The organism is Enterobacter sp. RHBSTW-00175 (assembly GCF_013927005.1).
GTDB lineage: Bacteria > Pseudomonadota > Gammaproteobacteria > Enterobacterales > Enterobacteriaceae > Enterobacter.
This window is the reverse complement of sequence record NZ_CP055930.1, coordinates 134687-153466: the sequence shown is the minus strand read 5'-3', so window position 1 is coordinate 153466 and position 18780 is coordinate 134687. Positions and strand designations below refer to the sequence as shown.

General features: G+C 45.6%; 18 protein-coding genes. 10 read left to right on the top strand and 8 right to left on the bottom strand.

The window, feature by feature from the left end:
• Positions 1-8: 8 nt before the first annotated feature.
• From HV107_RS00765 to ugd, 9 genes are all read left to right on the top strand, one after another.
• Positions 9-833, top strand: coding sequence for a glycosyltransferase family 2 protein (locus HV107_RS00765; RefSeq protein ID WP_259349667.1), 825 nt, complete (start codon positions 9-11; stop codon positions 831-833).
• Positions 833-1945, top strand: coding sequence for a glycosyltransferase (locus tag HV107_RS00760; protein ID WP_182061669.1), 1113 nt, complete (start codon positions 833-835; stop codon positions 1943-1945). Before HV107_RS00765 ends, HV107_RS00760 begins: the two co-directional genes overlap by 1 nt.
• Positions 1936-2778, top strand: coding sequence for a glycosyltransferase family 2 protein (locus HV107_RS00755; RefSeq protein WP_182061668.1), 843 nt, complete (start codon positions 1936-1938; stop codon positions 2776-2778). The genes HV107_RS00760 and HV107_RS00755 overlap by 10 nt, the downstream gene beginning before the upstream one ends.
• A gap of 31 nt (positions 2779-2809) precedes the next feature.
• The gene (locus tag HV107_RS00750; protein WP_259349666.1) at positions 2810-3739 is read left to right on the top strand and encodes a glycosyltransferase family 2 protein; all 930 of its coding nucleotides are present in this window, start codon (positions 2810-2812) and stop codon (positions 3737-3739) included.
• The gene (locus HV107_RS00745; protein ID WP_182061666.1) at positions 3739-4995 is read left to right on the top strand and encodes an oligosaccharide flippase family protein; all 1257 of its coding nucleotides are present in this window, start codon (positions 3739-3741) and stop codon (positions 4993-4995) included. The genes HV107_RS00750 and HV107_RS00745 overlap by 1 nt, the downstream gene beginning before the upstream one ends.
• A gap of 59 nt (positions 4996-5054) precedes the next feature.
• Positions 5055-5978, top strand: coding sequence for a glycosyltransferase family 2 protein (locus HV107_RS00740; RefSeq protein ID WP_182061665.1), 924 nt, complete (start codon positions 5055-5057; stop codon positions 5976-5978).
• A gap of 16 nt (positions 5979-5994) precedes the next feature.
• Positions 5995-7416 (top strand): undecaprenyl-phosphate galactose phosphotransferase WbaP, encoded by a 1422-nt coding sequence (wbaP, locus tag HV107_RS00735; RefSeq protein WP_182061664.1) that lies wholly within the window; start codon positions 5995-5997, stop codon positions 7414-7416.
• 150 nt (positions 7417-7566) lie between these two features.
• Entirely contained in the window at positions 7567-8973 is a 1407-nt protein-coding gene (gene gndA, locus HV107_RS00730; protein WP_182061663.1) for an NADP-dependent phosphogluconate dehydrogenase, read from the top strand.
• Between the two features lie 251 nt (positions 8974-9224).
• On the top strand, positions 9225-10391 hold the full coding sequence (ugd, locus tag HV107_RS00725; RefSeq protein ID WP_182061662.1) for a UDP-glucose 6-dehydrogenase: 1167 nt from the start codon (positions 9225-9227) through the stop codon (positions 10389-10391).
• 56 nt (positions 10392-10447) lie between these two features.
• Here ugd and HV107_RS00720 read toward each other — a convergent pair whose 3' ends face one another.
• Positions 10448-11452 carry an NAD-dependent epimerase gene (locus HV107_RS00720; protein ID WP_182061661.1) on the bottom strand — a complete coding sequence of 335 codons (1005 nt, stop codon included), beginning with the start codon at positions 11450-11452 and terminating at the stop codon, positions 10448-10450.
• Between the two features lie 189 nt (positions 11453-11641).
• Here HV107_RS00720 and wzzB point away from each other — a divergent pair, with 189 nt between their 5' ends.
• Positions 11642-12622 (top strand): LPS O-antigen chain length determinant protein WzzB, encoded by a 981-nt coding sequence (gene wzzB / locus HV107_RS00715; protein ID WP_182061660.1) that lies wholly within the window; start codon positions 11642-11644, stop codon positions 12620-12622.
• A gap of 40 nt (positions 12623-12662) precedes the next feature.
• Here the strand turns inward: wzzB and hisIE are convergent, their stop codons facing one another.
• Genes hisIE through hisD form a run of 7 tightly spaced genes read right to left on the bottom strand, consistent with a single transcriptional unit; the run spans position 12663 to position 18779 of the window.
• The gene (gene hisIE, locus HV107_RS00710; RefSeq protein WP_182061659.1) at positions 12663-13274 is read right to left on the bottom strand and encodes a bifunctional phosphoribosyl-AMP cyclohydrolase/phosphoribosyl-ATP diphosphatase HisIE; all 612 of its coding nucleotides are present in this window, start codon (positions 13272-13274) and stop codon (positions 12663-12665) included.
• Positions 13268-14044 carry an imidazole glycerol phosphate synthase subunit HisF gene (hisF, locus tag HV107_RS00705; RefSeq protein ID WP_182061658.1) on the bottom strand — a complete coding sequence of 259 codons (777 nt, stop codon included), beginning with the start codon at positions 14042-14044 and terminating at the stop codon, positions 13268-13270. Before hisF ends, hisIE begins: the two co-directional genes overlap by 7 nt.
• Positions 14026-14763, bottom strand: a complete 738-nt coding sequence (hisA, locus tag HV107_RS00700; protein ID WP_182061657.1) for a 1-(5-phosphoribosyl)-5-[(5-phosphoribosylamino)methylideneamino]imidazole-4-carboxamide isomerase — start codon at positions 14761-14763, stop codon at positions 14026-14028. The genes hisF and hisA overlap by 19 nt, the downstream gene beginning before the upstream one ends.
• Positions 14763-15353, bottom strand: a complete 591-nt coding sequence (hisH, locus tag HV107_RS00695) for an imidazole glycerol phosphate synthase subunit HisH (protein WP_182061656.1) — start codon at positions 15351-15353, stop codon at positions 14763-14765. The genes hisA and hisH overlap by 1 nt, the downstream gene beginning before the upstream one ends.
• Positions 15353-16420: a bifunctional histidinol-phosphatase/imidazoleglycerol-phosphate dehydratase HisB gene (hisB, locus tag HV107_RS00690; RefSeq protein WP_182061655.1), complete on the bottom strand. Its 1068-nt coding sequence runs from the start codon at positions 16418-16420 to the stop codon at positions 15353-15355. The genes hisH and hisB overlap by 1 nt, the downstream gene beginning before the upstream one ends.
• Positions 16417-17478, bottom strand: coding sequence for a histidinol-phosphate transaminase (gene hisC / locus HV107_RS00685; RefSeq protein ID WP_182061654.1), 1062 nt, complete (start codon positions 17476-17478; stop codon positions 16417-16419). The genes hisB and hisC overlap by 4 nt, the downstream gene beginning before the upstream one ends.
• Entirely contained in the window at positions 17475-18779 is a 1305-nt protein-coding gene (gene hisD, locus HV107_RS00680; protein ID WP_182061653.1) for a histidinol dehydrogenase, read from the bottom strand. The genes hisC and hisD overlap by 4 nt, the downstream gene beginning before the upstream one ends.
• Position 18780: the final 1 nt, after the last annotated feature.

Here is an 18780-nt window from a genome sequence, read left to right as displayed (position 1 = left end):
GACTGGAAATGTTGAACGTTAAATTACTTGTCATTGTAGTTACATATAATAGCCAGAAATTTATAGACTGGGCATTGGCACCTTTGTTTGATAGAGAACTGTGTCATGTGAGAGTAGTGGATTCTGGTTCTTCAGATGTTACCTATTTAAGTAAGCTTGAAAAACATAACAATGTCGAAATCATATTTGAAAAAAATTTAGGCTTTGCAAAAGCCAATAACAGAGCGTTATATGATATTGACAATTTTGACTTTGTTCTTTTCTTAAATCCAGATGCCAGAATTGAAAGTAATGAACTCGATGAGTTATTGAAACGGGCCAACTCACACGAGAACCAATCTACAGGTGTTTTTTCTGTTGGACTGGAAAAATACTCTATTGATGAAAATCGACCATTAGCGTTTTATGACTCACTCGGTATTAAATGTGACGCTATTGGTAGATGGAAGGATATCCAGGGACCATGCAGCATAGCTAATAAAATTGATATAAAATATGAAGCGATTTGCGGTGCATTCATGCTTTGCAAAAGTACAGCGCTAAAAGCTCTTCCTGATAGCCGCGGGAATATTGGTTTTGAGGAAAGTTTTTATATGTACAAGGAGGATATAGAGTTATCTCTTAGACTCGGCAAAAAATGGGGTATAAAAGTGTTTACTGACCTTAAAGCATATCACTGCCGTGGCTGGGGGGGAGCAAGGGATTCAAACCCATACTGGGCGCGTAAACATTCAGCTGAGAATGATGTATATCTGGCTATTCACTATAAACTTCGTGCATTACCCTATGCCATCTTAAAATATCTCTATGTGATGTTATTGGAGAAGAAATAATGGCTAGTTTGCTTTTTATCACACATGTAAAGAAAGATAATACAAGTGGTGTGTGGAAAAAAACATTGGCCCAACGTGCGGCTTTCGAAAGGTTAGGCTTTACTGTTGATTTTGTCTATGAAAATGACAATGATTTGGTGATTGATACAGGCACTGCTGTTAAACAAATTTCGTTGAAGCACCGCTATCTTTTTTTCTTTAATTTGAGTCAGAATATAAATAAAAGATATGACTTTGTTTACCTTCGGAAACCTCATGGAGGCCTTTATCCATTATTTTCCTCTATGGCTATAAATAAAGTCAGGGCAATAAATCCTCTATGCACTATATATATGGAAATACCAACTTACCCATATAATAAAGAACAAGTCGGTGTGAAAGGGTTTATCAGTAATGTCGTGTACAAAATTTCACTATTACTTTATAAAAAGAATATCAAAGAAATTTTGTTTATTGGGGATGGCCCTGATAGAATTTATGGAATAAGTGCCCGGAAAATTTCAAATGGTGTTGACCTTAGCAGTGTTTCCCTATCACAACCATATAAAAAAAACAACGATATATTTGTATTTGCCGGAATAGCAAATTTGATGTTCTGGCATGGTTATGACAGATTAGTTAGGTCAATAGGTCATTATGAGGGCGAGCATAGAGTAAAATGTTATATTATAGGTGATTCAGAGCCCGAATTTAGCCGCTTAAAAGCTATCGCAAATGAAGAGGATCCTGAAGGAAGAGTCATTTTTCTAGGTCGTTTAGCGGATAAAGATATTAAAACAGTTTTAGAAGAAGTTAACATCTGTGTTGATGCCTTGGGTCGACATAGAAGCGGTAATAATAATAACAGTTCTATTAAATCAAAAGAATATACTGCAATGGGAATGCCATTCATCAAAAGTCATTATGATGATGCATTTAATAATGACGATTTTTATGTGTTTCAGGTAGATGCAGATGAGAGTAATATCCCAATAGATGAAATAATAAATTGGTATCAAACGCTGTCTGACGATTTTCCATTGAGAGAGCGAACTATTGCGGAAGAAAAATTTTCCTGGGATGAAATTCTGAGACCAATTTTTAACCGGGAAAAGGATACTAAATGCAAATAAATAAAATATCAGTATTGATTGTCCTGTATAATAAAAAAATAAAAGATTCGGCAACAATTAAATCCGTTCTAGAAATTGAAAATAAAAGAAATTTAAGTTTAACTATTGTTAATAATGGGCCGGAAAAAATTGATGATTTTCCTGAGTTCCAAAATAAGAATTCTGATTTTGACTCTATTGAATTTCACGAGTTTTTAGAAAATAAATCTCTAAGTAAAATATATAACAAATTTATCAATGATAATCTAGATGCAGATTACTACATCATCTTCGATGATGACTCAATTTTTAGACCAGAGTTGATAACCAACGTTGCTGAATCCAGTAGCGATATACTTTTGCCATTGATTATAAGTCAAAACGATCAGGAAATTTACTATCCAACGATCAATGGTAAAACAATTTATTCTGAAGGGACTACTAAAGTTTCTGGTCTTATGTCAATATCGTCTGGACTTACAATAAGTAATCACTTTGCCAATCTACTGAGCAAGGAGTATGGTCAGGTATTTGATGAACATTTTGCTTTATATGGGATCGACACATCCTTCTTCATCAGAACTCAACGATATTCAAACGCATTCAATAGTGTAAGTATCACCTGTCAGGGGCGTATTTTACACTCATTATCCCGGGCTGAGAACAAACCGTTAAATGGATTTCGTTTGAAAGAAAGGCTGTATGACGCAGCATTGATAGCAAGACATTATCCAAGTATAAAAAGAAATTTTTATTTATTTAAAAAAATAATACAAAACTTGTATCGCTGCGACTTCTCAAACGTATATTTGCTGATCAAGTGTTATGTCACTGGCAAACACCCAAGAAGCTAACCTTTAAATTAATTTTGATAAAGTATTGTTTATGAGCGATTTAATTTCAATAGCGTTGGCCACATACAACGGAAGTAAATATATTACAGAAATGCTGGACTCAATAGCACAGCAGACACATTCACATTTTATGATTAATATATGTGATGACGGGTCTGTAGATAATACTATTAACACTATTAAAGAACATAAGTTGTTTGATGCCGGGAAGATCATAATACATGACACTGATGGTGGGAATGGGGCATTAAAAAATTTCAAACGAACCATTAACCATTGTTCTAATGGCTATATTGCATTATGTGACCAGGATGACTATTGGGTACCTGAAAAGTTAGAAATCCTTCTCGGGAAAATTAAAGAAACCGAATTAGTAAATAGTGGGCCTGTACTTGTTTTTTCTGATCTTGAAATTGTAGATTCAAATTTAAATTGCCAATATTCGTCATTTTACAGTGTTTCAGGTAAAAGCAGTGAATGTGGAGATCCCAAAGACTTTCTAATTAGTAATCATATCCCTGGTTGTGCAATGCTATTTAATAACGAACTCAAAGCGATGATTGAGCCTATACCGGACGACGTGCGTATGCATGATTGGTGGATCGCTATCATCGCTGCTTGCTTTGGCAAGATTGTGTTTGAACCTGAAAGTCTTATTAAGTATAGACAACATGGTGGAAATACAATTGGTGCTGCGGATATGATTGAGCAAAAAACAACACTCCTGCAATTAATAAAAAACACTCGAACAATTATTAGACGTAGCCACACACTTCAAAAACATCTGCTTTCAACTTATATACGATTAAGTAAAAAAGAAAATCCAACGATTCATTTTTCTGCTGACTTTATTAGGTTTATAAATCGCAGAATGAATATTTTGCAAAAACAAAAATATTTGAAAGATATGCACTCTGGTGAAAGCGAATTTTTAACTCATTGTGCCAAGTGGTTTATTTAATGGATAAGAATATTAAACGAGAAACCTTTTATCTATATGTGGTACAAATATCAAATATAGTACTACCACTGGTAATGATACCTTACTTGGCTCATGTTCTCGGAGTTGCAGCTTTCGGTAAGGTTAGCTTTGCTCAAGCCATTAGTTATATTTGCATTTTTCTTGTAGACTTCGGTTTTAATTTTTCAGCAGCTCGCGGAGTCGGCATAAATGTAGATAATAAGAAAGAGATCAACAAATTATACAGCAATGTTCAGCTTGTTAAGTTGTTTATTTATAGTGTTGTTATGGTTGTTGTTTTCACACTATCTCTTTTTATTAATTTGACATCAATAGATCGTAATTTAATGTTGCTTGGCGCATTCTCTTCCTTGTGCTCTATTGTTATGCCTGTATGGTTATTTCAGGGGCTGGGCAAAAATTCATACGTAGCATTACTAAATTTCTCGGCTCGAGTGCTATCATTGGTATTGATTCTATTATTTGTCCATTCAACAGCGGATGTTCTTACTGCGGCTGGCTTACAGTTACTCTCTCCGCTAATCGCTGGGCTGATAATGCAGTTTATTCTCGTTAGAAAGAAAATTGCTATGATATCTCGTGAAGATATGTCATACACAGCAGCAATATCAATTACGAAAGAGAGTTATCATAATTTCTCAGCCTCATTCTTAACACTTGGCTTTACGTACTTTAACCCGCTTATTGTAAAATATTTTCTTGGGGATGCAGCTCTCGGTTTATATAGCTTTGCGGATAAACTGGCGAATGTATTACGACAGCTTTATATACCACTCGTTCAGGCTACGTTTAGTAATGTTTGTACTCTTTTCCAAAAACACAATTTTGAGAAAGTAAGAAAACTGCTACTTACGGTTTTATATATCTTTACAGGATTGACCGTAATTGCATATCTTGGGAATGTTTTTCTTGGGGAAACTATTATTGCTTTGTTTTTCTCGCAGGCTCAGGCCATTTCAAAATTGCTAATGATTATGATAATAACGCAAGGGATTATTTCTTATTCAATGATCCTTGTTAATCTTATAATTATTCCGGCAGGCTTTAGTTATTATCTTAAAAGAATTTATTTGATGGCGCTTATTTGTTATTTGGCTGCGATTTATCCGTTGGTTCATACCTTTGGTATCAATGGCGTTGCGGGTTCCATTGCGTTGGTTGAATTGTTTATTATCACATGCTTCTGGTTTTTTATCAGAAAAGAAAAAATACTTTGGCCAAATTCAAAATCCTAGTGGATGTGGTTTTTATTTGAAGTGATGAAATTATCAGTTCGTTTGAAAGTGAGATACCAATGAATAATTTAAATTGTGCCATCGTCATTCCAACATATAATGGTGGTGCACTTTGGGAAAATGCCGCACTCAACATCCGAAAATATTATGATGGACGTGTAATTATTATCGATTCCGGTTCGAATGATAAAACGGTAAAAATTGCTAAAGACTATGGTTTTGAGGTTTACCAAATCCCTAATAGCGAATTTAATCATGGTGGTACTCGTAATTATGGTGCCAGCTTGGTAGCTGATTCATGTGATATAGTCATTTTTATGACGCAGGATGCAATTCTTCAGAATCGCTCCTCAATTGATAACTTGATTACTTTGTTTGAAGAAAACAAAGATTTAGCTGCTGCATATGGCAAACAATTGCCGCATGATAATGCGAACCCTGTTGCATCCCATGCACGTTTTTTTAATTATTCCAATCATGGTTATGTTGTTAACGAAAATGATGCTAAGTCTCAGGGAGTAGGAATAAAAGCTGTGTTTCTTTCTAATTCTTTCTCAGCGTACAGACTTTCGGCATTTAATAAAATTGGTGGGTTTGCAAACAATACTATTCTTTGTGAAGATATGCTTTTCGCTGCCAATGCGTTGAGGTCAGGTTTTAAAGTGGGTTATCAACCACTAAGTAGTGTTAAGCACTCTCATAACTATTCTCCTGTCGAGGAATTCAAACGATATTTTGATATTGGCGTATTCCATTGTGACCAGGCCTGGATTGGTGAGCGATTTGGTGGTGCAAAGAGCGAAGGTGGTAAGTTCTTAAAGTCCGAGTTTAGATATCTTTTAAAAAATGCACCACATTACATACTGTTAGCTTGCATGAATAATTTTTCCAAAATATTAGGTTATAAGTTAGGTAAAAAATACAAGCGAATACCAGTTAACATCGTAAGAAAGTTAAGTATGCATAAACGGTTCTGGAAATAAAAGGACTTAGCGATATATGAACAATGGTTTAAAGTTTTTGATTATTAAAATAGTCACTGCATTGCTTGATTTTATCTTAATAACATCTTCATTTTTTATTTCCATTCTACTGGTTCGCGAAATTTTTGGAGGGTTACACGCGTTTATTTTACAGGATCAGTTTAATGATAAGTTAATCACGCATGTACTTATTAGTCTACTATGCGTAGCCTGGTATTGGATTCGACTTCGCCATTACTCTTACAGAAAACCATTTTGGTTTGAATTAAAAGAAGTTCTAAGAACACTTCTCATTTTTGCTATTATAGATCTGGCTATTAATGCCTTCTCAAAATGGCACTTTTCACGCTATCTGTGGGTCTTCACCTGGTCCTTCGCATTCATAATGGTTCCTGTCGGCCGGTCATTATTACGTCAAGTCTTGGATAAATTTGGTCTCTGGAAAAGAGATACCATAATCATCGGATGTGGAAAAAATGCAATCGATGCATATTTGGCGATTAGCAGTGAAAAAAACTTAGGCTTTAAGATTAAATGTTTTATCGGTGATGATTCTAAAGAGAAAGAGATTTTTGGCTGTCCAATTGTAAATTACGATGTAAGTTTTTTACAGAATACCTATGACAAATCAATGCAGTTTATTATCGCTGTTGAGTCAGATCAGGTGGATATTCGAGACGGTTGGGTCAGAAGTCTCGCAAAATACAATTTCAGGCATGTCTCTGTTATACCAACAACACGAGGTCTACCACTTTATGGCACCGACATGGCTTTTATTTTTAGCCATGAGGTGATGATCCTTCGGGTTAACAATAATCTTGCAAAAAGAACGTCTCAGATACGTAAACGCCTTTTCGATATTTTTGGTTCATTAGCTATCATAATAATGGCATCTCCTCTTTTGGCATATCTCTTCTGGCAGGTTAAGAAAGATGGGGGACCTGCAATATTTGGCCATGAGCGAATTGGAAAAGGTGGTAAAAAATTCAAATGCCTAAAATTCCGTTCAATGGTAATGAACTCGCAGGAAGTTCTTGAAAAAATTCTTGCAACTGACCCTGTGTCCAGAGCCGAATGGGAAAAAGATTTTAAACTTAAAGATGATCCACGTATTACTCATATAGGTCGATTTATACGAAGAACCAGTCTTGACGAATTGCCTCAGTTGTTTAATGTTCTGGCTGGGAGTATGAGCCTGGTTGGTCCGCGTCCAATAGTACAAGAAGAACTCGAACGTTATAGTGATTCGGTTGAGTACTATCTAATGGCGAAACCTGGCATGACAGGCCTCTGGCAGGTAAGTGGACGCAACGATATAGATTACGAAACGCGTGTTTACTTCGATGCATGGTATGTCAAAAATTGGTCAATGTGGAATGACATCGCGATACTATTCAAAACAATAAATGTTGTCTTAAAGAGGGATGGAGCCTACTAGGGGTTGCGGATTATACCATACAAGTGGCAATTATCCTTTGTAAGACATCAATTGCTACCTTCTTTCTGTGATCCTGAGTTAACATATTCTTCACTATTTACCTGCCGCCAGGTTAAGTGGCAGGAAATTCACACCTGACAGGAGTATAGAATGTCCAAGCAACAGATCGGCGTTGTCGGTATGGCAGTGATGGGGCGCAACCTGGCGCTCAACATCGAAAGCCGTGGTTATACCGTGTCCGTTTTCAACCGCTCCCGTGAAAAAACCGAAGAAGTGATTGCCGAAAACCCAGGCAAGAAACTGGTTCCGTTCTACACGGTTCAGGAGTTTGTTGAATCGCTGGAAACGCCTCGTCGTATCCTGTTAATGGTTAAAGCGGGCGCTGGCACAGACGCAGCCATCGATTCCCTGAAGCCATATCTGGAAAAGGGCGACATCATTATTGATGGCGGTAACACCTTCTTCCAGGACACCATTCGTCGTAATCGTGAACTGTCTGCTGAAGGCTTTAACTTCATCGGTACCGGTGTTTCCGGTGGTGAAGAAGGCGCGCTGAAAGGCCCATCTATCATGCCTGGCGGTCAGAAAGAAGCTTACGAACTGGTTGCCCCAATCCTGACCAAAATCGCAGCTATCGCTGAAGATGGTGAGCCATGCGTGACCTATATCGGTCCGGACGGTGCGGGTCACTATGTAAAGATGGTGCACAACGGTATCGAATACGGCGATATGCAGCTGATTGCAGAAGCATATTCCCTGCTGAAAGGCGGCCTGAACCTGTCTAACGAAGAACTTGCTCAGACCTTCACTGACTGGAACAAAGGTGAGCTTAACAGCTACCTGATCGACATCACCAAAGATATCTTCACCAAGAAAGATGAAGAAGGTAAATACCTGGTTGATGTGATTCTGGATGAAGCAGCGAACAAAGGCACCGGTAAATGGACCAGCCAGAGCTCTCTGGATCTGGGCGAACCACTGTCTTTGATCACCGAATCTGTATTTGCACGCTACATCTCTTCTCTGAAAGAGCAGCGCGTCGCGGCTTCTAAAGTACTGTCTGGCCCGCAGGCTAAACCAGCAGGCGAGAAAGCGGAGTTCGTCGAGAAAGTTCGTCGTGCACTGTACCTGGGTAAAATCGTCTCCTATGCGCAAGGTTTCTCTCAGCTGCGCGCAGCTTCTGACGAGAACAACTGGGATCTGAACTACGGCGAAATTGCGAAGATCTTCCGTGCTGGTTGCATCATTCGTGCGCAATTCCTGCAAAAAATCACCGATGCCTACGCTGAAAATGCCGGTATCGCAAACCTGCTGCTGGCACCGTACTTCAAGAAAATTGCTGACGAATACCAGCAGGCACTGCGTGACGTAGTCGCTTATGCAGTTCAAAACGGTATCCCGGTTCCAACCTTCTCTGCCGCTGTGGCGTACTACGACAGCTACCGTGCTGCCGTTCTGCCTGCCAACCTGATTCAGGCACAGCGTGACTACTTCGGTGCGCATACTTACAAACGTACTGATAAAGAAGGTGTGTTCCACACCGAATGGCTGGATTAATCTGATTTAAACCAGTCTGATAGCCAGGCCCGGTGAAATCCACCGGGCTTTTTTTATCGCTCCGCCCCCTTGTTGACTTGCTTCGTGCAACAAGGCTCTCTCAACGCAGAATAAACCTCTGTGTTATCTCACTCCTGTAGCAAGGCATTCGCCTTGACAGCTGATAAACATAAGAGGTAAAAACCTCAACAGTTGTTTATTGCGGTGGTGCGAACGCGCTTCCTGACACTCATACTTGAAGAAGTTGAACGATGAAAATAACAATCTCCGGAACAGGCTATGTTGGTCTTTCAAACGGTATTCTGATTGCGCAGAATCACGAAGTGGTCGCGCTGGATATCGTGCAGGCCAAAGTGGATATGCTTAATCAGAAAGTCTCCCCGATTGTTGATAAGGAGATCCAGGATTATCTTTCCAATAAACCTCTGAATTTCCGCGCAACGACGGATAAAGAAGACGCATACCGCAACGCGGACTACGTCATCATCGCTACGCCAACCGATTACGATCCGAAAACCAACTACTTCAATACCTCCAGTGTCGAAGCGGTGATTAAGGATGTTACGGCGATCAACCCGAATGCGGTGATGATTATCAAATCGACCATTCCTGTAGGCTTCACCAAATCCATCAAGGAAAAGCTGGGTATTGATAATGTCTTCTTCTCGCCAGAGTTCCTGCGTGAGGGAAGGGCGTTATACGATAACCTGCATCCGTCCCGTATTGTGATTGGCGAGCGTTCTGAGCGTGCTGAGCGTTTTGCTGCACTGCTTCAGGAAGGGGCGATTAAGAAGGATATCGCGGTACTGTTTACCGATTCCACCGAAGCCGAAGCGATTAAACTCTTCGCGAACACCTATCTGGCGATGCGCGTTGCGTACTTCAATGAGCTGGACAGCTATGCCGAAAGCCTGGGTCTGAACACGCGTCAGATTATCGAAGGTGTCTGCCTGGATCCGCGCATTGGCAACCACTACAACAACCCGTCGTTTGGTTATGGTGGTTATTGCCTGCCGAAAGACACCAAACAGCTGCTGGCGAACTATCAGGCTGTGCCAAACAACCTGATCTCAGCGATTGTTGATGCTAACCGTACGCGTAAAGACTTTATCTCTGATTCCATCCTTGCGCGTCGCCCGAAAGTTGTGGGTGTGTACCGTTTGATCATGAAAAGCGGCTCTGATAACTTCCGCGCCTCTTCTATTCAGGGGATCATGAAGCGTATCAAGGCGAAGGGTGTGCAGGTTGTGATTTATGAGCCAGCGATGAAAGAAGATGAGTTCTTCCACTCCCGTGTGGTTCGTGACCTGGATGCCTTTAAGAAAGAGGCGGATGTGATCATCTCTAACCGTATGGCGGATGAGCTGGCAGATGTGGCGGATAAAGTGTATACCCGCGATCTGTTTGGCAGTGACTGATGGTTATTGCAGATAACGCGTAAAAAAATGCCCGGCACTGCCGGGCATTGTTGTTTTTAGACGTTGTAGAAATTGCGATACCAGTCTACAAAATTCTTAACCCCTTCTTTTACCGAGGTTTGTGGCTTAAAGCCAACCACATCCTGAAGGGGTTTTGTGTCTGCGCTGGTTTCCAGCACATCACCTGGCTGTACAGGCATCATGTTCTTTTTCGCTTCGGAGCCCAGGGCTTCTTCGAGTGCGGTGATGTAATCCATCAGCTCAACAGGCGCGCTGTTGCCGATGTTGTAAATATGGTACGGCGCGGAACTTGACGCAGGAGAACCCGTTTCAACAGTCCACTCCGGATTTGGCTGTGGGATGACGTCCTGAAGGCGAATGATACCTTCGACGATATCGTCGATATAGGTAAAGTCGCGCTTCATCTTGCCGTAGTTATACACATCGATACTGTTACCTTCGAGCATCGCTTTGGTAAACTTAAACAGCGCCATGTCCGGGCGACCCCACGGGCCGTAAACGGTAAAGAAGCGCAGCCCGGTGGTTGGCAGACCGTAAAGATGCGAATAGGTGTGCGCCATCAGCTCATTTGCTTTCTTGGTGGCCGCGTACAGAGATACAGGGTGATCCACTGAATCATCGGTAGAGAATGGCATCTTGCTGTTCAGGCCATACACGGAGCTGGAAGACGCATAAACTAAATGCTGAACCTGGTTATGGCGGCAGCCTTCCAGAACGTTAAGGTGCCCAATCAGGTTAGATTCGGCGTAGACATGAGGGTTTTCCAGCGAGTAACGCACGCCTGCCTGAGCAGCCAGGTGAATAACCCGGTCAAACTTCTCTTCAGCAAAGAGTGCAGCCATCCCTTCACGGTCGGCGAGGTCAAGTTTGCGAAACGTAAAATTCTCAGACGCCAAAAGATCCAGTCGGGCTTGCTTCAGGCTCACATCGTAGTAGCTGTTCAGGTTATCAATACCCACAACCTGATGGCCCGCCTTCAGAAGTCGTTCGCTGACGTGAAAGCCAATAAAACCAGCGGCTCCGGTGACCAAAAATTTCATACCAATCCTCTTCAGTAACAAATATCGCGATGCGCTATGCGCAAAAGATGGTGTGCATCATACCGCTAAGTGCCGGGTTAGCAAAACTTCACCTGTGAACAGATAACTCATAGGATTCCTATAGAAAAATCGTCAGTACAGGATAAACTATACAAATAATATTTTTATGCTTTTACCGTTAGGGATTGTATGACGCATAACAACAATAACGCAGTCACTCGTAGCGATGACCGCGAGCAAATTGATTTGATTGATTTAGTAATGCAACTTTGGCGAAGTAAATGGACGATCAGTGTGTTTGTCGTTATAGCCATCATATTGGCTGGTGCGTACCTGCTCGTCACGAAAGAGAAATGGACGTCTAACGCAATCATTACTCAGCCAGATGCCGCGCAAGTAGCGAGCTATAACAATGCACTCAACATTCTGTATGGAAACGCTGCGCCATCAATGAACGATGTGCAGTTACGCACAATTAATCGCTTCTATTCTGCATTTTCAGCCTTGTCACAGTCGCTTGATAATCAACAAGATCCGGAAAAACTGGTCATTGAACAATCAGTTAAAGGACAGACTCTGCCACTGAATGTGTCTTATGAAGCGAGCAGCGCAGAAGCTTCGCAAAAACAACTGGCACTGTATATCCAGCAGGTTGATGAGCAGACCGCAAAAGAGCTGAGCGCTGACCTGAAAGACAATATCAAACAGCAGATTTCAACGCTGAAAGATTCCCTTGATAACCAGGAGAAGGTCGCCCAGGAGCAAAAAGATCTGCGTATTAAGCAGATCATAGAAGCACTTAAAAATGCCCAGGCTGCTAAAATTATCTCTCCTCAGATTCAGCAAACTCAGGATGTCACGCAGGAAACGATGTTCCTGCTGGGTACAGAGGCACTGAGCTCAATGGTTCAAAATGAGTCCTCCCGCCCACTGGTGTTTTCTCCAGCATACTATCAGACTAAGCAAAATTTGTTGGATATTCAAAACCTTAATGTCGACCCTTCAACTATCCATGTTTATCGCTACGTAATGAAACCAGACCTTCCGATCAAACGTGACAGTCCGAAACGCGTTTTGACGATGATTCTGGCGGTGCTGCTGGGTGGGATTATCGGTTCAAGCGTGGTGTTGGTTCGTAACGCGTTACGCAGCTACACACCAAAAGCCTGATAAGCAGACAAAAAAAGACCGGGTTTCCCCGGTCTTTTTTTTATTTGTGGCGTTTACGCAGATTCTCAATAACCGCGGTTAAATCGAGATCCTGGTCTTGCAGTAGCACCAGCAGGTGATACATCAAATCCGAGGCTTCGTTAGTCAATTCTTCGCGGTCATGTACGGTCGCCGCCAGAGCCGTTTCTACCCCTTCTTCACCCACTTTCTGCGCAATACGTTTCGTACCGCTGGCGTACAGCTTCGCGGTATACGAGCTTTGCGGGTCCGCCGTTTTGCGTTCCGCTAACAGCTGTTCAAGCTGATACAGGAACAACCACTGGTGGCTAGCATCACCGAAGCAGCTGCTGGTGCCTTTATGGCAGGTCGGGCCAATTGGGTTTGCCAGGATAAGCAGGGTGTCGTTATCACAGTCCGGCGTAATGCTGACCACGTTCAGGAAATGGCCCGAAGTTTCACCTTTGGTCCACAGGCGCTGTTTGGTGCGCGAGAAGAAAGTGACTTTACCGCTGTCGACCGTTTTAGCCAGCGCCTCCTGGTTCACATATCCCAGCATCAGGACTTCACCTGATACGGCATGTTGTACAACGACTGGCAATAATCCGTCAGTTTTTTCCCAGTCCAGCTGTGCCTGTTGTTGCTCTGTTAACATACCCTTATCTCCACGCCCTGATTTGCCAGGTACGTTTTTAACTCACCAATATTGATAATTTGTTTATGGAACACGGATGCGGCAAGCGCGCCGTCTACGGATGCATCGCGGAAGGCTTCCAGGAAGTGCTCCATGGTTCCCGCGCCACCGGAGGCAATCAGCGGCACATGGCACACCGAACGCACTTTTTTCAATTGCTCCAGGTCGTAACCGTTACGTACGCCGTCCTGGTTCATCATGTTCAGTACGATTTCGCCTGCGCCGCGTTTTTGGACTTCCTGTACCCAGTCCAGCGTCTCCCACTGGGTTACGCGGGTACGGCTTTCGTCACCGGTATACTGGTTAACGTGATACTTGCCCGTTGCGTCGTCAAACCAGGTATCGATACCCACCACAATGCACTGCACGCCAAAGCGGTCAGCCAGACGGGTGATTAACTCAGGGTCTGCCAGTGCCGGTGAGTTGATGGAGATCTTATCTGCCCCGAAGGAGAGAATTTTGGCAGCATCTTCCGAAGACTTGATACCGCCAGCCACGCAGAATGGAATATCAATCACTTCCGCCACGCGTGCAACCCAGCTTTTGTCCACAACACGTCCATCGCTGGATGCGGTGATATCGTAAAATACCAGCTCGTCAGCACCTTCATCGGCATAACGTTTTGCCAGAGGGACGATGTCACCAATGATTTCGTGGTTGCGGAACTGCACGCCTTTCACTACCTGGCCGTCACGTACGTCCAGGCAAGGGATTATCCGTTTTGCCAGCATTGAATCGCCTCCGTCACAGTAAATTTTTCTTCCAGTAAGGCGCGTCCAACAATCACGCCGCTAACACCTGTACCGCGCAGAGCGGCGATGTCGGCCAAATCCCCAATACCGCCAGAGGACTGGAAGGCGATCTGCGGATAACGCGCGCAGACTTCGTCGTACAAAGAAACATTCGAACCTGCCAGCGTCCCGTCGCGTGAGATATCCGTGCAAAGGACATGTTTCAGGCCTACTGGCAGATAAATATCAACCAGCTCTTCCAGCGTCACACCGGAGTTTTCCTGCCAGCCGCTGACGGCAACCTGTTTGTTGCCCTGTTCGTCGATACGCACGTCCAGCGCCAGTACCAGCGCATCTGCACCGAAACGGCGGAACCAGCCTTTGACCATTTCGGGGTCTTTGACGGCGGTAGAGCCAACGACAACGCGCGCCACACCCGCTTCAAGCAAGGCCGCAACGTCCTCTTCAGTACGCACGCCACCACCCACCTGAACGGGCACATTCACGCCCGCGACCAGCTTTTTGAGCAGAGGGATCTGGCGTTTCGCCGGGTCCTTCGCCCCCGTGAGATCCACCAGGTGCAGCACTTCAGCGCCCTGAGCGGCGTAATCCTGCAAACGTGGCAGCGGATCATTACCATAGTCACGTTGCTGAGCGTAATCACCCTGGTGGAGCCGGACGACGGTGCCGTCAATTAAATCTAATGCGGGAATAATCATCACATCTCCAGGAAGTTTTTCAGCAACTGCGCGCCTGCGGCGCCAGAGCGTTCCGGGTGAAACTGCACGCCGTAGAAATTGTCTTTCTGAACCGCAGCGGTAAATGGCTCGCCATAGTTGCACTGGGCAATGGTGTATGGGTTGACTGGCATCGCGTAGCTGTGCACAAAGTAGAAATAGGCACCGTCTTCAATGCCGCGAAACAGCCTGTCTCCTGCTTTCGGGTACACACGGTTCCAGCCCATATGCGGCAGTGGCAGACCGTGGTCGATCATTTTCGGCACATCCTGATCGATAATACCCAGCAGGTCGACGCCGTTGTTCTCTGCACTGTGACGACCCAGAAGCTGCATCCCCAGGCAGATCCCCAGCACTGGCTGAGTACAGGCTTTAATCAGGTCAACCAGTTCACGCTCGTGGATCTGATCCATGGCTGCCTGCGCCGTTCCTACGCCGGGTAAAAAGAGTTTGTCTGCGCGTAACACCACGTCCGGATCACGGCTGACCACAGGCTCATAGCCGTGGCGCGAAATAGCCGATTTAACGGAGTTCAGGTTGGCGCATCCGGTATCCAGAATGACCACGTTCATTACAACACTCCTTTAGACGAGGGCAGGGCATCACCTTCCACACGAATTGCCTGACGCAGGGTTCGACCAAACGCTTTGAACAGACTCTCTACGCGGTGGTGGTCGTTCTTGCCTTTGGTTTTCAGGTGCAGCGTCAGACCCATGGTGTAGGAAAGTGAACGGAAGAAGTGTTCAACCATTTCAGTGCTGAGATCGCCTACGCGCTGGTATGCGAAATCTGCTTTGTACTCCAGGTGCGGGCGGCCAGAAATATCCAGCGCACAGCGCGCAAGGCACTCGTCCATTGGCAGAACAAAGCCAAAACGGTTGATACCGCGCTTGTCACCCAGCGCCAGCTTGAGCGCTTCGCCCAGCGCCAGGCCAGTGTCTTCAACAGTGTGGTGATCGTCGATGTACAGATCGCCTTTTACGGCAATTTCCATGCGGAACCCACCGTGGGTGGCAATCTGATCCAGCATGTGATCGAAGAAGCCGACGCCGGTGTGGATCTTGCTGCCGCCTTCACGATCCAGCCACACCTTCACGTCGATCTGCGTCTCTTTGGTATTACGTTCAACGTGGGAGTAACGGTCGCGTTTGGTCAGCTGTTCGCCAATCTGCGCCCAGTTGAGATCGCTGCGGTTATAGCGCAGGCCAGAAATACCCATGTTCTCAGCCAGCGTGATGTCGGTGGCGCGATCGCCAATGACATAGCTGTTGGCTTTATCCAGCACGGCTTCGGCCAGGTAACGCTCTACCAGTTTTACCTTCGGCTTACGGCAATCACAGTTATCTGCCGGGAGGTGCGGACAGATCAGCACCTCTTCAAATTCCACACCCTGCGAGGTCAGAATTTGCATCATCAGATTATGCGGGCCATCAAAATCCGCCTGCGGGAAACTGCTGGTGCCCAGACCATCCTGATTGGTGATCATCACCAGCTTAAACCCGGTTTTTTGCAGTTTGAGCAATACCGGGATCACATCAGCTTCAAAAGCCAGTTTGTCGAGACGATCGACCTGAAAATCGGTTGGTGGCTCGGCAATAATGGTGCCGTCACGATCGATGAAAAGGTACTTCTGGCTCATACTTTCTCCGCATTCAGGGCGTCAATAACGCGCTGGCTCTCTTCACGGGTCCCCACGGTAATACGCAGGCAACCGCTCAGTGAAGGTTGTTTATTTTGATCTCGTAAGATAATGCCCTGATCCCACAAGGATTTAAATACCGCACTGGAGGCGATAAACCGCACCAGGATGTAATTTGTTTCAGAGTCGAAAACCTGCTCAACGCAGGCTATCTCTCTTAGCGCATTGACCAGATACTGACGCTCATTCAGGATTTGCGCCACTCTGCCGCGCATTGCCTCAAGCCCTTGCGGTGTCAGTGCCTGAGCGGCAATATCCGCAACAGGGGTGGACAGCGGATAAGGGGCAATCACTTTCATCAGCAGGTCGATGACCTCTTTATTGGCCAGCGTAAAACCACAACGCAGGCCAGCAAGGGCAAAGGCTTTCGACAGTGTGCGCAATACGACCAGATGCGGATACTCTTCGAGCCAGCCGGCGAGGGATGCCTGCGGGCAAAATTCGATGTAGGCCTCATCCGCGACAACCAGAGCTTTGCCACGGGTCATCTCCAGCAGCGTACGGATATCCTGTGGGTTGATAATCTGCCCGGTCGGGTTGTTTGGGCTGCACACAAACACCACTTTCACGCCATCGAGGTTTTTCGCAATACCGTCAAGATCCAGCTGCCAGTTGTCCAGCGACAGCACGTTACGACACGCCACGCCGAAGGTTTCTGCGCTCACGCTGTACATGCCGTAGGTCGGCTGGCAGTACATAACGGCATCTTTGCCCGGCTCGCAGAAGGCGCGGATCAGCAACTCAATGCCTTCGTCGGCGCCACGGCTGACCAGCACCTGCTCAGGTTTTACGCCAGCATAGGCGGCATAGTTCTCAATAACTGCTTTTGGCTGGCACTCCGGGTAGCGGTTCAGCGTTTGCTGAGACAGCTCAAACTTCACCGCCGTCGGGAATTCATTGGCATTCAGCCACACATCGCCGTTACCGCCCAGGCGGCGCGCAGACTGATACGGAGTCAGTCGACGGACATTTTCGCGAGCTAATTCTTCGATGTTCATGCTTGCTCCTTCAGGGCTGCAACGCGCAGCGTAACGGCATTTTTGTGGGCGGTCAGACGTTCTGCGGCGGCCAGGGTTTCAATGGTGGATGCCAGTGATGCAAAACCTTCGCGGGAGAGTTCCTGCACGGTCATGCGTTTCTGGAAATCCGCCAGCCCCAGGCTGGAACAAGTAGACGTATAGCCATAAGTGGGCAGCACGTGGTTTGTCCCGGAGGCGTAATCGCCAGCTGATTCTGGTGACCAGTCACCCAGGAAGACGGAGCCCGCGCTGGTGATGCCATCAACCAGTTCACGCGCGTTGCGGGTCTGAATAATCAGGTGCTCCGGACCGTACTGGTTAGAGATGGCAATACACTGCTCAATACTGTGCGTCACAATCAGGCGGCTGGCGGACAGCGCCTGGCGGGCGGTATCGGCACGTGGCAAATCAGCGAGCTGGCGTTCCACGGCTTCGCCTGTGCGTCTGGCCATGTCGGCGTCCGGCGTCAGCAAAATCACTTGTGAATCAGGGCCGTGTTCAGCCTGAGATAACAGGTCGGACGCCACAAAATCAGGGGTTGCGCCGCTATCGGCAATCACCAGCACTTCAGACGGGCCGGCAGGCATATCGATTGCAGCGCCGTCCAGACGCTGGCTGACCTGGCGTTTGGCTTCAGTCACATACGCATTGCCAGGCCCAAAAATCTTATCGACTTGCGGGACAGATTCAGTGCCGAAAGCCAGAGCAGAAATGGCCTGCGCGCCGCCCACTTTAAAAATCTCCTGCACGCCACAGAGCTTAGCGGCATACAGAATTTCATCGGCAATCGGCGGTGGGGAGCAGAGGACCACTTTCTGACACCCGGCAATACGCGCCGGGGTGGCCAGCATTAATACGGTTGAAAACAGAGGTGCCGAACCGCCAGGAATATAGAGCCCCACAGAGGCGACCGGGCGCGTTACCTGCTGGCAGCGCACGCCTGGCAGGGTTTCCACATCAACGATTTGCAGCTTTTGCGCGGTGTGGAAGGTATCGATGTTTTTCACCGCCACAGCCATCGCCTGCTTGATCTCATCACCCAGACGGTTGCTGGCATCGGCAATTTCTTGTTCGGTGACTTTCAGCGCACCAACTTCTGTTTTATCGAACTTTGCGCTGTATTCGCGCAGCGCTTCATCGCCGCGGGATTTGACGTTGTTGAGGATCTCCGCCACGGTTCGAGTAATGCTCTCTGAGGCGGAAATCGCCGGGCGCATCAGCAGTTCACGCTGTTGCTCTTCGGTACACGTATTCCAGTCGATGATTGTGTTAAAGCTCATG

What these genes read in the sequence shown, in the direction of transcription:
- HV107_RS00765 (WP_259349667.1), top strand. Translation starts at nt 9, where the DNA reads ATGTTGAACGTTAAATTACTTGTCATTGTAGTTACATATAATAGCCAG.
- HV107_RS00760 (WP_182061669.1), top strand. Translation starts at nt 833, where the DNA reads ATGGCTAGTTTGCTTTTTATCACACATGTAAAGAAAGATAATACAAGT.
- HV107_RS00755 (WP_182061668.1), top strand. Translation starts at nt 1,936, where the DNA reads ATGCAAATAAATAAAATATCAGTATTGATTGTCCTGTATAATAAAAAA.
- HV107_RS00750 (WP_259349666.1), top strand. Translation starts at nt 2,810, where the DNA reads ATGAGCGATTTAATTTCAATAGCGTTGGCCACATACAACGGAAGTAAA.
- HV107_RS00745 (WP_182061666.1), top strand. Translation starts at nt 3,739, where the DNA reads ATGGATAAGAATATTAAACGAGAAACCTTTTATCTATATGTGGTACAA.
- HV107_RS00740 (WP_182061665.1), top strand. Translation starts at nt 5,055, where the DNA reads ATGAATAATTTAAATTGTGCCATCGTCATTCCAACATATAATGGTGGT.
- wbaP (WP_182061664.1), top strand. Translation starts at nt 5,995, where the DNA reads ATGAACAATGGTTTAAAGTTTTTGATTATTAAAATAGTCACTGCATTG.
- gndA (WP_182061663.1), top strand. Translation starts at nt 7,567, where the DNA reads ATGTCCAAGCAACAGATCGGCGTTGTCGGTATGGCAGTGATGGGGCGC.
- ugd (WP_182061662.1), top strand. Translation starts at nt 9,225, where the DNA reads ATGAAAATAACAATCTCCGGAACAGGCTATGTTGGTCTTTCAAACGGT.
- HV107_RS00720 (WP_182061661.1), bottom strand. Translation starts at nt 11,452, where the DNA reads ATGAAATTTTTGGTCACCGGAGCCGCTGGTTTTATTGGCTTTCACGTC.
- wzzB (WP_182061660.1), top strand. Translation starts at nt 11,642, where the DNA reads ATGACGCATAACAACAATAACGCAGTCACTCGTAGCGATGACCGCGAG.
- hisIE (WP_182061659.1), bottom strand. Translation starts at nt 13,274, where the DNA reads ATGTTAACAGAGCAACAACAGGCACAGCTGGACTGGGAAAAAACTGAC.
- hisF (WP_182061658.1), bottom strand. Translation starts at nt 14,044, where the DNA reads ATGCTGGCAAAACGGATAATCCCTTGCCTGGACGTACGTGACGGCCAG.
- hisA (WP_182061657.1), bottom strand. Translation starts at nt 14,763, where the DNA reads ATGATTATTCCCGCATTAGATTTAATTGACGGCACCGTCGTCCGGCTC.
- hisH (WP_182061656.1), bottom strand. Translation starts at nt 15,353, where the DNA reads ATGAACGTGGTCATTCTGGATACCGGATGCGCCAACCTGAACTCCGTT.
- hisB (WP_182061655.1), bottom strand. Translation starts at nt 16,420, where the DNA reads ATGAGCCAGAAGTACCTTTTCATCGATCGTGACGGCACCATTATTGCC.
- hisC (WP_182061654.1), bottom strand. Translation starts at nt 17,478, where the DNA reads ATGAACATCGAAGAATTAGCTCGCGAAAATGTCCGTCGACTGACTCCG.
- hisD (WP_182061653.1), bottom strand. Translation starts at nt 18,779, where the DNA reads ATGAGCTTTAACACAATCATCGACTGGAATACGTGTACCGAAGAGCAA.